This is a genomic window from Aquitalea aquatilis, from assembly GCF_005155025.1.
Taxonomy (GTDB): domain Bacteria; phylum Pseudomonadota; class Gammaproteobacteria; order Burkholderiales; family Chromobacteriaceae; genus Aquitalea; species Aquitalea aquatilis.
In genome coordinates this window covers 277,050-290,425 of sequence record NZ_CP039731.1, presented here as the reverse complement: position 1 = coordinate 290,425, position 13,376 = coordinate 277,050, and the positions used below count along the sequence as shown (strand labels likewise).

Below are 13,376 nucleotides of genomic sequence, written 5' to 3'. Positions count from 1 at the left end.
CGGGGAGCACACCATGAATTTCGAATGGCTGGGAGAGTATGGCCGGATGATGGCGCTGGGGGTGATGACCACGCTGCAGCTGTTGCTGATTGCCGGGACGCTGGGTTTTGCGCTGGCGGTGCTGGTGGGCTTTGGCCGGCTGTCGCGCCAGCCTTTCATTGCCTGGCTCAGCCTGTCTTTTACCAATCTGATTCGCGGCACGCCCTTGCTGGTGCAGATTTACGTGATGTATTACGGCCTGGGCAGCCTGTTTGTCAGCTTTCCGCTGCTGCGCGACAGCTGGCTGTGGCCCTATCTGCGCGAAGGCTTCTGGTATGTGGCGCTGGCACTGATGCTGAGCGTGGCCGGCTATGTCGGCGAGGTGATCAAAGGTGGTTTGCGTGGCGTGCCCAAGGGCGAGCTGGAGGCCGCACGGGCGCTGGGCATGCCGCGTTTGCTGATGATCCGCCGCATCTGGCTGCCGCGTGCCATCTTCATCCTGCTGCCCACGCTGGCTGGCGAATCGGTGATGTTGCTCAAGTCCACTGCGCTGGCTTCCACCGTGGCGGTGATGGACGCGCTGGGCGTGGCCAACCTGATTCGCAATCAAACCTTCCTCACGTATGAACCCCTGCTGGTCATGGCGCTGATCTATCTGCTGCTGGCCATGCTGATCGAGCGACTGTTCAAGCGGCTGGAGATGCGTCTGCCAGTCCGGAATGCTTTCTAGCCCATCTAGTTCAAGGAGTGCAGCATGCATTATTCCAGTCTGGTAGACCGGCTGGCCGGCAAACGCACCGACGCCTGGCAAATCCACTATGCGGCCCAGCAGGCCGAGGCGCGTGGCGAAGAGGTATTCATCCTCAGTGTGGGCGACCCGGACTTTGCCACCCCGGCCAGCATCAGCGAACGAGCCGTCAGCGCCTTGCTGGCGGGGGATACCCACTACAGCGATGTCAGCGGCAGGCCGGCCCTGCGGCAGGCACTGGCGACCATGCACAGCGAGCAAACCGGGCAGATGGTGAGCGAGGACCAGGTCATCGTGGTGGCCGGTGCGCAAAACGGCTTGTTTGCCGTGGCGCTCTGCCTGTGCCAGCCCGGCGACGAGGTGCTGGTGCCCGAACCGATGTATCTGACGTATGAGGCCAGCATCCGCGCCAGCGGCGCAGCGCTGGTGCCGGTGCCGGTCGATGTGGAGCGTGGCTTTCATCTGCGCCCCGGCGCGCTGGCAGCGGCCATCACCCCGCGTACCCGCGCCATTTTCCTTGCCACGCCAAACAATCCCAGCGGGGCGGTGATGAGCCGGGACGAGCTGGCAGAAGTAGCCGCGCTGGCACAGCAGCACGACCTGTGGGTGGTGTCGGACGAGGTGTATGCCGGCCTGACCTTCGAGCAGCCACATCTGAGCATGGTCAGCCTGCCTGGCATGGCCGAGCGCACCGTCACCATTGGCAGCCTGTCCAAATCTCATGCCATGGCCGGCTGGCGCATGGGCTGGGTGGTGGCCCCGGCCGAGCTGGTCGGTCATCTGGGCCGGCTGGCACTGTGCATGCTGTATGGCCTGCCGGGCTTCATCCAGGAGGCCGCACTACTGGCGGTGCAGCAGCGTGACAGCATCGTGCCGGCCATGCGCGAAACCTATCGCCGCCGCCGCGACGTCTGCTATCAGCTGCTGAGCAATATTCCCGGCCTGCGCTGTCAATTGCCCGAGGCCGGCATGTTCATGCTGATCGACGTGCGTGACAGCGGCCTGGCCGCCGATGACTTTGCCTGGCGCTTGTTCCGTCAGACCGGAGTGGCGGTGCTGGATGCCAGCGCTTTCGGTGATATCGCCAGCGGCTTTCTGCGGCTGGGCTTTGTGCTGGACGAGGCCAGGCTGGCGGAAGCCTGCCGCCGGATTGCCAGCTTTGTTGCCAGCCTGCAAGCGCAGCCGGCCTGAACGTTAGTGAGTGCGGAGCATGCAAGCATGAAAACAGTAGGTGTATACCTGACCGAATTATTGGCCGGCTATGGGGTGGACACGGTATTCGGCATTCCCGGCGTGCACACCGTGGAGCTGTATCGCGGGCTGGCGGACAGCCCTATCCGCCATGTGACGGCGCGACACGAACAGAGCCTGGGCTTCATGGCCGATGGCTATGCGCGTGTCAGTGGCAAGCCGGGGGTATGTCTGGTGATTACCGGCCCCGGCCTGACCAATATCCTGACCGCCATGGGGCAGGCTTATGCCGACTCCATTCCCATGCTGGTGATTTCCGGTGTCAACGCACTGGGCAAGCTGGGCTCGGGCAATGGCCATTTGCACGAGCTACCAAATCAGCAGGCACTGGCCAGCCAGGTTAGCGCCTTCAGCCACACCATTACCCGCCCGCAAGAATTGCCACAGGTGCTGGCACGCGCCTTTGCCGTGTTCGATGGTGCACGGCCAAGGCCGGTGCATATCGAGATTCCGCTCGACCTGATGTCGGCTGCCGCCGATGGGCTGCCGGCGGTACCCGCCCGGCTGCCACGGCTGCGGCGCAGTGTGGCCGAGGCGGCGGCACTGGCGCAGGCGGCCCAGCTACTGCATGGCGCACGCCGTCCGCTGTTGCTGGTGGGTGGCGGGGCCGTGGCAGCGGCAGCGGAAATCCGCCAACTGGCCGAGCGCCTGCAGGCGCCGACGCTGATGACCATCAATGCCCGTGGCGTGCTGCCGCCGGAGCACCCGCTGGGCTTGTCCTGCAGCGCCTCCAGCCAGGCGGCGCGGCAGCTGATGCGCGACAGCGATGTGGTGCTGGCGCTGGGCACCGAACTGGGCCAGACCGATTACGACGCCTATGTCGATGGTGGCTTTGCCATTCCCGGCGTATTGATCCGGCTGGATATCGATGCGCAGCAACTGTTCCGCAACCGCGCAGCCGATCTGCCCCTGCTGGGCGACTGCGCGGCCAGCTTGCAGCAGTTGCTGGCGCAGTGGCCGGCTGCGCCAGCGGCTTCCTGCTGGGAGGCGGGACGGGTGCAGCAGACGGCGCAGGCGGCCTGGCAAGAGCTGCCCGCCGGCATGCAGCAGGATATCGCCTTGCTGCAGCAGCTGCGCGATGCGGTGCCACAGGCGCTGCTGGTGGGCGACTCCACCCGTCAGGTGTATGCCGGCAATATGGGCTATGCCGCGCCGGCGGTGCAGCGCTGGTTCAATGCCTCGGTGGGCTTCGGCGCGCTGGGTTATGGTCTGCCGGCGGCGCTTGGTGCGGCGCTGGCCAGTGGCGAGCCGGTCATCTGCCTGGCGGGCGACGGTGGTTTTCAGTTCACCCTGGCCGAACTGGGCAGCGTGCTGGAGTGCGAGGCCTGCGTGGTGCTGGTGTTGCTGAACAATGGCGGCTACGGCGAGATCAAGGCTGCCATGCAGGCTGTTGAAGTCGCGCCGCTGGGCGTGGATCTGCACAATCCGGACTTCGTCGCGCTGGCGCGCAGCTATGGCTGGCAGGCACACCGTCTGTCAGCAAGCGAGGCGCTGGCACCACTGGTGCAGGCCGCCTGTGAACGCCGGCAGCCGACGCTGATCGAGCTGTACGAGGTCTAGCCGCAGGAGAAGGCAAGAGTGGTGGCCGCACGGCCACCACCGTGCTCAGCGCGGCAGCCCCAGCGCGTAGCGGATGACTTCGCGCTTGAGCGGGCCGGCCTTGTCGGCCAGTTTCAGTCCCAGCTTGCGGGCGGCCTTGAGCGGGCCGATATTGTTGGCGAAACCATAGCAGAAGGCATCCATGCTGGTCTGCATCGCCAGATTGGCCGGTTTGCGGCGGCGCTCGTAACTCTTGAGTACGCTGGCATCGGCGAAGTCGCGACCCTCGCTGACGGCGTGGCCGATGACTTCTGCGAGTACCGCCACATCCTGAAAGCCCAGATTCACCCCCTGACCCGCCAGCGGATGGATGGTATGGGCGGCATCGCCGGCCAGGACCACGCCGTCTTTTACGTAGCAGGCGGCATGGCGGCGGGTGAGAGCGAAGGAGCCGCGTGCCAGCAGCTGGCGGATGCCGCCCAGTTTCTGCGGGAAGCTGGCGCAAAAGGCCGACACCAGTGCTTCATCGCTCAGTGTCAGCAGTCGCTTGACCTCGGTTGGCGTGTTGTACCACACCAGTGAGGCGTGGTTGCCGGTGAGCGGCAGGAAGGCTTGCGGACCGGTGGCGGTGAAACGCTGCCAGGTGATGTCCTGCTGGCCGTAATCCATTTCGCAGCTGGCCACCAGCGCATGCATGGGGTAGTCCCAGCTGGTAATGCCGATGCCGGCTGCATCGCGCACTTGCGAGCGGGCACCGTCGGCTGCCACCAACAGGCGGGCGACCAGTACGCTGCCATCTTCCAGAGTGACGCGCGAGGCCTTGGGCTCGTAGACAATGCCGGTGATGCGTGCGGGACACAGGTAGCGAATATCGTCTTTTTCCTGCAGGCAGGCGGTGGTGGCCAGTTGTACGATGCGGTTTTCCACGATGTGGCCCAGTGCGTCCACGCCCGCTTCGGCGGCATCAAACAGGGTGCCGTTGCTTTCCTGGTCTTCCCACACCTGCATGCGGCGGTAAGGCGCGGCGCGCATGGCGAGGATGCGTTGCCAGGCACCCAGCCCGTCCAGCAGGCTGGCCGAAGCCGGGCTGATGGCCGAAACCCGCAGGTCCGGGGCTTGTGCCGGATCGAATGGCTGCGGTGCAGCCTGTTCCAGCACGGTGATGCTCAGGCCCTTGCCACTGAGGGCGGAGGCCAGGGCGCTGCCCACCATGCCGCCACCCACGATCAAAATATCCACGTATTCCATTGCCAGCCTCATTGGGCGCGCTTGCGCCTGATTCTCGTTGCACTGATGACGCGCGATTGTGACAAAGCCCGTCGCCGGCCGCTTTGGTCTGGATCAAGGCTATGCCAGCCGGCGTGGCCTGCTTCAGGGTTTTTCGCCCGAATACAGCGGTCGTTCTTCCAGGACGGCGCGCAGGCGCGGGGTGACGTGCTGGATGAAGGCCTCGTATTTTTTCGGCAGCGGCTGGCGGTAGGGAAACACCAGATACACCGGCCAGCTGCCACCCTGCCAGCCGGGCAATACGCGCACCAGATGGCCGCTGTCCAGGTAGTGGCTGGCCACATAGTGCGGCAGCAGGGCGACGCCGTGGCCGGCGATCAGCCCGGAAATCAGCGAGGCGTACTGGTCGCAGACCAGCATGGGGCGGGTGGTGATGCTTTTGAGCTCGCCGTCTTTTTCCAGCCGCCATTCCCGTCCGTAGACATGGTGGCTGTTGAGCAGGATGCGGTGCCGGCACAGATCATCCGGGCTGTTCAGCGGCGGGGCCTTGGCCAGGTAGTCGGGCGAGGCGTAGGGCGCTTCCCAGACAAAGCCCAGTGGCTTGGCCACCAGCCGGTCGTCGTGCACATTGCGCGAGCGGATGCAGAAGTCCACGCCGTCGTTGATCGGGTCTTGCAAGCGGTTTTCGGCGCGCAGTTCCAGCTCCAGATCCGGATGGCAGGCTGCCAGCTCGGACAGCATGGGGGCCAGCAGATACTGGGCAAACGAGGCGGTGGCGCTGATGCGCAGCGGCCCTTCGATCAAGCCCTGGGCCTGTTCGATGTCCGGCCCCACCTGTTCCAGCATTTCACGCAGCTGGCGGGCATGCTCGGCCAGGCGGCGGCCGGTTTCGGTCAGCGCCACACGGCGGGTATTGCGCAGCACCAGCACCGTACCCAAACCTTGTTCCAGCTCTTTTACCAGCTGGCTGATGCGGCTTTTGGCGCAGCCGATATCATCGGCTGCGGCGGTAAAACTGCCTTTGCGGGCCAGGGCATCAAAGGCCAGCAAGGCATCGGGCGAGGGAATCGGGCTTGTTTTCATGGCAGAACAGTGGGTGGGTGAGCCGGCGGGTTTGCGCGCTTTTGACAGGATATTAGCATAGGAATAGTCCTGTTTTTTGAACAGTAGTAAGAATTTTCCGAGGGTGTGGGCTGCGCGGTTGCGTAGTAGTTCATATCTTTATTGTTCTTTTTATTGAACATTGAAGATTTTTTATTGGGGTTAATCTGCAAATTTGTCCTGTGTATGATTGATTGGCATGTTTTTTAGAACGATAGACAAATCATGAAAGGCAAGACAATGAAAGTACTGGTCATTGGTGGACGCGGAGTGATCGGTAGCGCCGTGGTGGCGTTGCTGTCGGCACAGCATCAGGTGCTGGTGGGGGGGCGCAGCGGCGGCGATGTGCAGGTGGACATGACGGACCCGGCCAACATCGAGGCCATGTATCAGGCACACCCTGATCTGGATGCGGTGGTGGTGACGGCCGGCCATGTGCCGTTCAAGCCGCTGCAGCAGTTGAGCGAGGCCGACTGGCAGGGGGGGCTGAATCACAAGCTGATGGGGCAGGTGCGGCTGGTGCAGATTGGCGCGCGCCACCTGAAACCCGGTGCGGTGTTCGTGCTGACTTCCGGCCTGCTGGAGCGCGAACATATCAGCGGTGGCAGTTGCGCCAGCCTGGTCAATGGTGCGCTGTCGGCCTTTGTGCGCTCGGCGGCACAGGAGTTGTGGGGTCAGGCGCGGGTGAATCTGGTCAGCCCCGGCCCGGTGGCGGGAGATGAACGCGGAGCCGAGGCTTTTGCCGGTTTCATGCCGATCAGCAGCGAACAGATTGCCCAGAATTATCTGCGCGCCCTGAGCCAGCCGCTGACCGGCAAGGTGCTGGAAGTTTTTGCCGAAGTCACGCGCTAGGATGGGATATGGGAAAATGACCGCCGCTGGCGATTGCCGCCGGCGGTTTTTCTTTTGTGATGGATAACCCATGTTGCCCGCCTTTGCGCTTAGTACTGCCATGTTGTTGTGGGCCAGCGCCTTTATTGCGCTCAAGATCGTGTTTGCCGTATTCGACCCGCTGGCGGTGCTGTTTGCCCGCATGATCATCGCCAGCTGTTGCCTGTTGCCCATGTTGTGGCAGCGTGGCGAACGCTGGCGTTATCAGCGCGGTGACTGGCGCTGGATGCTGGCCATGGGCCTGGCCGAACCCTGTCTGTATTTTCTGTTCGAGGCACAGGCGCTGGTGAATACCTCGGCCTCGCAGGCCTCGGTGATTACTGCCACGCTGCCGCTGCTCAGTGGCGTGGGAGCCATGTTGTTCCTGCGCGAAAAAATGACGTCACGCAGCTGGCTGGGGCTGGCGGTGTCGTTTGCCGGTGTGCTGTGGCTGACGCTGGACGGCCAGGCGTCGGCCCAGGCCCCGCACCCGGCGCTGGGCAATCTGCTGGAGTTCTGCGCCATGCTGTGCGCCACCTGCTATGTGCTGATTGCCAAGCGGCTGTCGCGCCGCTATTCGGCCCTGGCCATCACTGGCATGCAGACCGTGCTGGGCAGCATCTGGTTCGGCTCAGCCTTGCTCACCCCGTGGGTGCAGTGGCCGGTACACTTCCCGCTGTTGCCCAGCCTGCTGGTGCTCTATCTGGGGGCCTGCGTCACCCTGGGGGCTTACGGCCTGTATACCTGGGCGGTCAGCAAGATGCCGGTGGCGCACGCCTCGGCCTTTATCAATCTGATTCCCTTGTTTACCGTGCTGCTGGCCTGGCTGTTGCTGGACGAAACGCTGGTGGGCAGCCAGTGGCTGGCCTGCCTGCTGGTGCTGGGCGGGGTCGTGCTGGGGCAGCACAAGCCTTCGCCCTCGTCTGCCTGATTGGCTGGTGCGCCATACAGTTTTGGCAAATCTGACCGATACTGTCTTTATTGTCTGTATACCGGCAGCATTGTATTTTGCTAAGGCCGGCAAAACAGGGCAGGATGCGGCCGGACAGGCCCGGTGCGTGCAGTCGCCGCAGAACGGATAACAACAGGATGGATGGCGTGATGAACAAGATGTGGCAGACCTCCACGGTCTACAAGGCAGTCATGATGTGCTTGGGTTTGGGCGTGCTGGCCAGCAGCGCGGTGGCGGAGGAAAAAGCCGCCGAGCCGGCGGCGCCAGGCAAGCCCATTGTCTTGCCCGGCAAGCAGGCTGCTTCGTCACCCGCGGCGGGTGCCGTCGCTGGAAAAACCATCATCCTGCCTGGCAAGCTGGCGGCATCCATGGCCGCGGCACGCGCCAAGCCCAAGGAACCGGAAACCCTGCAGCCCGAGGTGAAGCAGTCTGCTGCACCGCAGATCAAGGCCCCGCTGGGACCCAGCCCGGAAGTACACGCACCTGGGGTGGCGGCGCATGAGGTGAAACGCACGGTCAAGCCGCGCCGTGTCGCCAAACCCAAGGCGGTGCCGCGCAAGCCGGAGGAAAGCAGCCACGACGAGCACGGCCATGGCTCGGAAGTCCAGCAGGTGCGTGCAGCGGTAACGACCATCCTGCATGACAACAGCGATTACATGGCGCACCACAGTGCCGCCTATTTCAAAACCTTTGCCGAGCATCAGAGCCCGCGTGCCACCGTGGTCACCTGCTCCGATTCGCGGGTACAAAGCGAGGTGATGGACAAGAACGCGGTCAACGACCTGTTCATGGTGCGCGATATCGGCAATCAGCTGGCGACAGCGGAAGGTTCGGTCGAATATGGCGTGCGTCACCTGCATACGCCCTTGCTGATTTTCGTTGGCCATGCTGCCTGCGGGGCGATCAAGGCGGCATCCAGCGATTACGGCAAGCTGGAACCGGCCATCCGCAAGGAACTGGCCACCATCAATATTCCGCAAGGTATCGACCCCACCGATGGCGCGCTGCTGAACGTCAACAACCAGGTGGAAAGCGCCATTCTCAAGTTCTCCGGCGAGGTGGAACAAGGACATCTGGCGGTACTGGGCGCCTTCTACGACTTTCGCAACGACCTGCGCCAGGGGGCTGGCAAGCTGATCATCACCAATCTGAACGGCGAAACCGAGCCGGCCAGGATTCGCGAGCTGATGAAGCAAGGCCAGTATTTCAAGTACAGCTTCATGCCCTGAACACCCGCCAGCGGCTTTGTCCCGTCCACCGCCACCGCGCGATTGCGCCGTGGCGGTTTTTGTTTTGGCGGCAGGTGGCCGAGCCTTGCTGTAAGCAGGCCGCTACAAACCCTGGCTATTGCTGTTTCATGCGGGCGTGCAATTTATTCAATTGAACGATGAAATCGCCGCGCAGATTTGGCCTGGCGCAAAACGCTGGCTAAATAAAGGGAGTAATCTGGCTTTAATTAAGAAGACGCCTTGAAAACAAAGGCTGTCTGACAATTTTACCGTACAGATTAATGGACGTTTTTGTAGTGGGTTAATTACAAAAATGGCGCGGTGAGCCGGATAAACAGATGCCGTGATTATATATTCATGTAAATGGAATAATCGGCTGGCCATTTATCCGCTCTGACAGATTTCTTTCCTTATTGGAGTAGCATCATGTCGGTTTCCACTCTTGAACAACTCGATGCGCTGGTAGCGCGTGTCAAACAGGCCCAGGCGGTTTTTGCCGAGTTTTCCCAGCAGCAGGTCGATGCCATCTTCCGCAGTGCCGCGCTGGCGGCCGCCGATGCCCGCATTCCGCTGGCACGCATGGCGGTGGAAGAAACCGGCATGGGGGTGATGGAAGACAAGGTGATCAAGAATCACTTTGCCTCCGAGTACATCTACAACAAGTACAAGGATGAAAAGACCTGCGGCGTGTTGTCGGAAGACGATAGCTTCGGCACCATCACCATTGCCGAGCCCATTGGCATCCTGTGCGGCATCGTGCCCACCACCAACCCCACCTCCACCGCCATCTTCAAGGCGTTGATCGCCCTGAAAACCCGCAACGCCATCATCTTCTCGCCGCACCCGCGTGCCCGCCGCTCCACTTGCGAAGCGGCACGACTGGTGCTGGAAGCTGCCGTGGCCGCCGGCGCTCCCAAGGACATCATCGGCTGGATCGACGAACCGAGCGTGGAGCTATCCAATGCGCTGATGCAGCACCCGGACATCAACCTGATCCTGGCCACTGGCGGCCCCGGCATGGTGAAGGCAGCGTATTCCTCCGGCAAGCCAGCCATTGGCGTGGGCGCGGGCAATACCCCGGCGGTGATCGATGAAACCGCCGACATCAAGCGCGCAGTGGCCTCCATCCTGATGTCCAAGACCTTCGACAACGGCGTGGTATGCGCCTCCGAGCAATCGGTCATCGTGGTGGACAGCATTTATGAGGCCGTGCGCGAGCGCTTTTCGCGCCATGGCGGTTACATCCTCAGCGCGCAGGAAACCGCTGCCGTGGCTGGCGTCATCCTCAACCGTGGCAATCTGAATGCCGCCATCGTTGGCCAGAGTGCGGTGAAGATTGCCGCCATGGCCGGCATCAGCGTACCGGCCGATACCAAGGTGCTGATTGGCGAAGTGAGCGATCTGTCGAATGACGAAGCCTTCGCCCACGAAAAGCTGTCGCCCACCCTGGCCATGTACCGCGCCCGTGATTTTGTCGATGCCTGCGACAAGGCTGCCGCGCTGGTGACGCTGGGCGGTATTGGTCACACCTCGGCGCTGTATACCGATCAGGACTTGCAGGGCGAGCGCATCCGCTACTTTGGCGACAAGATGAAAACCGCACGCATCCTGATCAACACCCCGTCCTCGCATGGTGGCATCGGCGACTTGTACAACTTCAGCCTGGCCCCGTCGCTGACCCTGGGCTGCGGCTCCTGGGGCGGCAATTCCATCTCGGAAAACGTCGGTCCCAAGCACTTGATCAACAAGAAAACCGTGGCCAAGAGGGCGGAAAACATGCTGTGGCACAAACTGCCCAAGTCCATTTATTTCCGTCGCGGCTGCCTGCCGGTGGCACTGGAAGACCTGGCCGGCAAGAAACGCTGCCTGATCGTGACCGGGCAATACCTGTTCGAACACGGCTTTGTCGACGAGCCCATCCGCCTGTTGAAAAAGATGGGGCTGGAAGTGGAAGTGTTCTTCGAAGTGCCGGCCGATCCCACGCTGGCCATTGTGCGCAAGGGCGCTGATCTGGCCCATGCCTTCCAGCCGGACGTGATCATGGCGCTGGGTGGCGGCTCGCCGATGGACGCTGCCAAAATCATGTGGGTGATGTACGAACACCCGGAAGTGCATTTTGCCGACCTGGCGCTGCGCTTCATGGATATTCGCAAACGCATTTACCAGTTCCCCAAGCTGGGTGGCAAAGCCATGCTGGTGGCCGTGCCCACCACTTCCGGCACTGGCTCGGAAGTCACCCCGTTTGCCGTGGTGACCGACGAAGTGACCGGGGTGAAATACCCGATTGCCGACTACGAACTGACCCCGCATATGGCCATCATCGATGCCAATCTGGTGATGGATATGCCCAAGTCGCTCACTGCTTTTGGCGGTATCGATGCCGTGACGCACGCGCTGGAAGCCTATGTCTCGGTGATGGCCAATGAATATTCCGACCCACAAGCCCTGCAGGCGCTGAAGCTGCTGAAGGACTACCTGCCATCGGCCTATGCCAAGGGCGCTGGCGACCCCAAGGCGCGCGAGCAGGTGCATAACGCCGCCACCATTGCCGGCATCGCCTTTGCCAATGCCTTCCTTGGCGTGTGCCACTCCATGGCGCACAAGCTGGGCGCGGAATTCGGCCTGGCACACGGTCTGGCCAATGCCTTGCTGATCAGCAATGTCATCCGCTACAACGCCGCCGACATCCCGACCAAGCAAACCGCCTTCAGCCAGTACGACCGGCCCAAGAGCGTGGCCCGCTATGCTGAAATCGCCCGTTATCTGGGGCTGGAAGCCAGCCGCGATCACGAGCGGGTGGAAAAACTGGTGCAGTGGGTGGACGAGCTGAAGCAGACGCTGAACATCCCCATGTCGATTCAGGCCGCCGGGGTGGGCGAGGCGGACTTCCTCGCCAAGGTGGACAAGCTGGCCGAGGCGGCTTTCGATGACCAGTGCACCGGCGCCAACCCGCGCTATCCGCTGATCAGCGAACTGAAGCAACTGCTGCTGGACAGCTACTACGGCCACGCCTGGTGCGAAGCCCATCTGCGTGAGGCCGCCACTGCCCCTGTCGCCCCCGCCGTGAGTGCAAAGGCCAAGGGCAAGCTCAAAGCGGTGTAACCCTTCAGCGCATCGCAGCACAGGCCCGGAGCACGCTCCGGGCTTCAGGCTGCTGACAAAGTGATTTGGTGCGATGGCACTGGACCCGGCAAAGCCGAGCCTTTCGACTCACTGATTGCTTCCGCAGCCTTACCATCTATTCCCCATCCCCCCGCCCTTGCCCTGCCAATTGAAGCAGCGAGCCTCGCTTTCCTTTAGAAAGCGAGAGAGGTTGTCAATCATCTGTGGCCCGGAGCACGCTCCGGGCTTTTTGCGTCCGACACCGCTTCGGGTGCTGGTCGCCGTGCCGGCTAGCGCAGTAGCATGCACACTGGTTTGCCGCATCAGGAGGAGGGCGAATGACCGAGCGCATCGCATATTACCGCAGCACCCTGCACGGCATTCATGCCATGCAGGCCGATAGCAGCCGGAGCTTTGCCCGCCATAGCCACGATGAATACGGCATCGGGCTGATCATGCGCGGAGCACAGCGTTCCTTCAGTGGTCGTGGCATGGTGCAGGCCGGGCCGGGCGACCTCATCATGGTCAATCCCGGCGAAGTGCACGATGGCCAGCCCTTGCTGGATGGTGGCCGCGCCTGGCGCATGCTGTATATCCAGCCCACACTGTGGCAGCAGCTGGCTGCGGAACTGGCCGAACAGGATGGCCGCCCACAGCCGCTGTTGTTGCCACAGCTGAGTGATGTCTGCCTGCGGCAGCAGTTTGTCCAGGCCTTTGCCTTGTTGTGTGGGGAGACGACTACCGGGCGGCAGGCAGAACAGGCCATGCTGCAACTGCTGTCGCGGCTGTTGCCCGCGCATGGCTATCGCCCACCGTCATCGGCCTGCTCTGCCGACATCGCCCGCGTGCGGGCGCTGCTGGATGATGAGCCCGCTCAGCCACACAGCCTGTCCACGCTGGCAGAGCTGGCCGGCATCAGCCGTTTTCGCTTACTGCGCAGCTTTAGCCAGCAACTGGGTTGCAGCCCGCATGACTACCAGCAGCAGCGTCGCCTTAACCTGGCGCGTGGCCTGATCGCGCAGGGCAGGCCGCTGGCCGATGTGGCGGCGAGTAGCGGCTTTGCTGACCAGAGCCATATGAACCGGGTGTTCCTGCAGCGGCTGGGGATTACCCCGGGTTGCTATGCCCGGGCGCTGCGCTAAGACGCTGTGCACGATCTGGGATACTCGGGTGATCCTGCGTTGAAACGTCGTTCAAAATGCGCATGGACTCCCTGTTCATTGTGCTTTTTCACGCCCTTCCGCCTTGTCTGATCCCCCCCTTCGTCCCCCCCTGGATCGTGAATACCTTCTAAGAGCTGTTCATAGGCTGCTGCAATAACGTCCAAGCCGGGACAGGCCGGCATCGGTTTAGCTAGCGGTTTTCTAGCCTGTAACTG

Annotated in this window: 10 protein-coding genes; 8 read left to right on the top strand and 2 right to left on the bottom strand. The window is 62.5% G+C overall.

All coding sequences use genetic code 11. From position 1 onward, the window contains the following. The first annotated feature begins 13 nt into the window (after positions 1-13). From FAZ30_RS01370 to FAZ30_RS01360, 3 genes are read left to right on the top strand one after another with little or no spacing between them, the layout of a single operon-like run. Positions 14-709 carry an ABC transporter permease gene (locus tag FAZ30_RS01370; RefSeq protein ID WP_124644666.1) on the top strand — a complete coding sequence of 232 codons (696 nt, stop codon included), beginning with the start codon at positions 14-16 and terminating at the stop codon, positions 707-709. Positions 710-733: 24 nt separating this feature from the next. Beyond that, the gene (locus FAZ30_RS01365; protein ID WP_124644667.1) at positions 734-1,918 is read left to right on the top strand and encodes a pyridoxal phosphate-dependent aminotransferase; all 1,185 of its coding nucleotides are present in this window, start codon (positions 734-736) and stop codon (positions 1,916-1,918) included. 27 nt (positions 1,919-1,945) lie between these two features. Next, positions 1,946-3,538: a 5-guanidino-2-oxopentanoate decarboxylase gene (locus FAZ30_RS01360; protein ID WP_124644668.1), complete on the top strand. Its 1,593-nt coding sequence runs from the start codon at positions 1,946-1,948 to the stop codon at positions 3,536-3,538. 45 nt (positions 3,539-3,583) lie between these two features. Here FAZ30_RS01360 and FAZ30_RS01355 read toward each other — a convergent pair whose 3' ends face one another. Together FAZ30_RS01355 and FAZ30_RS01350 are read right to left on the bottom strand one after the other, a co-directional pair. Next, positions 3,584-4,765, bottom strand: a complete 1,182-nt coding sequence (locus tag FAZ30_RS01355) for an FAD-dependent monooxygenase (protein ID WP_137008459.1) — start codon at positions 4,763-4,765, stop codon at positions 3,584-3,586. A 123-nt stretch (positions 4,766-4,888) separates the two neighbouring features. After that, entirely contained in the window at positions 4,889-5,827 is a 939-nt protein-coding gene (locus tag FAZ30_RS01350) for a LysR family transcriptional regulator (RefSeq protein WP_124644670.1), read from the bottom strand. A 258-nt stretch (positions 5,828-6,085) separates the two neighbouring features. Here FAZ30_RS01350 and FAZ30_RS01345 point away from each other — a divergent pair, with 258 nt between their 5' ends. The 5 genes from FAZ30_RS01345 (at position 6,086) to FAZ30_RS01325 (ending at position 13,140) form a co-directional block, all read left to right on the top strand. After that, positions 6,086-6,697 (top strand): short chain dehydrogenase, encoded by a 612-nt coding sequence (locus FAZ30_RS01345; RefSeq protein ID WP_168190797.1) that lies wholly within the window; start codon positions 6,086-6,088, stop codon positions 6,695-6,697. 70 nt (positions 6,698-6,767) lie between these two features. After that, entirely contained in the window at positions 6,768-7,646 is an 879-nt protein-coding gene (locus FAZ30_RS01340; protein ID WP_137008454.1) for a DMT family transporter, read from the top strand. A 170-nt stretch (positions 7,647-7,816) separates the two neighbouring features. Beyond that, complete coding sequence (locus FAZ30_RS01335; RefSeq protein ID WP_246043391.1) at positions 7,817-8,896, top strand: carbonic anhydrase; 1,080 nt, start codon at positions 7,817-7,819, stop codon at positions 8,894-8,896. Between the two features lie 426 nt (positions 8,897-9,322). Continuing rightward, positions 9,323-11,998 carry a bifunctional acetaldehyde-CoA/alcohol dehydrogenase gene (adhE, locus tag FAZ30_RS01330; RefSeq protein WP_137008452.1) on the top strand — a complete coding sequence of 892 codons (2,676 nt, stop codon included), beginning with the start codon at positions 9,323-9,325 and terminating at the stop codon, positions 11,996-11,998. 338 nt (positions 11,999-12,336) lie between these two features. Next, positions 12,337-13,140 carry an AraC family transcriptional regulator gene (locus FAZ30_RS01325; protein WP_137008450.1) on the top strand — a complete coding sequence of 268 codons (804 nt, stop codon included), beginning with the start codon at positions 12,337-12,339 and terminating at the stop codon, positions 13,138-13,140. The last annotated feature ends 236 nt before the right edge of the window (positions 13,141-13,376 follow it).

Bases quoted from the DNA above. Each gene is read 5' to 3' on its own strand.
- FAZ30_RS01370 (WP_124644666.1), top strand. From the start codon at position 14: ATGAATTTCGAATGGCTGGGAGAGTATGGCCGGATGATGGCGCTGGGG.
- FAZ30_RS01365 (WP_124644667.1), top strand. From the start codon at position 734: ATGCATTATTCCAGTCTGGTAGACCGGCTGGCCGGCAAACGCACCGAC.
- FAZ30_RS01360 (WP_124644668.1), top strand. From the start codon at position 1,946: ATGAAAACAGTAGGTGTATACCTGACCGAATTATTGGCCGGCTATGGG.
- FAZ30_RS01355 (WP_137008459.1), bottom strand. From the start codon at position 4,765: ATGGAATACGTGGATATTTTGATCGTGGGTGGCGGCATGGTGGGCAGC.
- FAZ30_RS01350 (WP_124644670.1), bottom strand. From the start codon at position 5,827: ATGAAAACAAGCCCGATTCCCTCGCCCGATGCCTTGCTGGCCTTTGAT.
- FAZ30_RS01345 (WP_168190797.1), top strand. From the start codon at position 6,086: ATGAAAGTACTGGTCATTGGTGGACGCGGAGTGATCGGTAGCGCCGTG.
- FAZ30_RS01340 (WP_137008454.1), top strand. From the start codon at position 6,768: ATGTTGCCCGCCTTTGCGCTTAGTACTGCCATGTTGTTGTGGGCCAGC.
- FAZ30_RS01335 (WP_246043391.1), top strand. From the start codon at position 7,817: ATGAACAAGATGTGGCAGACCTCCACGGTCTACAAGGCAGTCATGATG.
- adhE (WP_137008452.1), top strand. From the start codon at position 9,323: ATGTCGGTTTCCACTCTTGAACAACTCGATGCGCTGGTAGCGCGTGTC.
- FAZ30_RS01325 (WP_137008450.1), top strand. From the start codon at position 12,337: ATGACCGAGCGCATCGCATATTACCGCAGCACCCTGCACGGCATTCAT.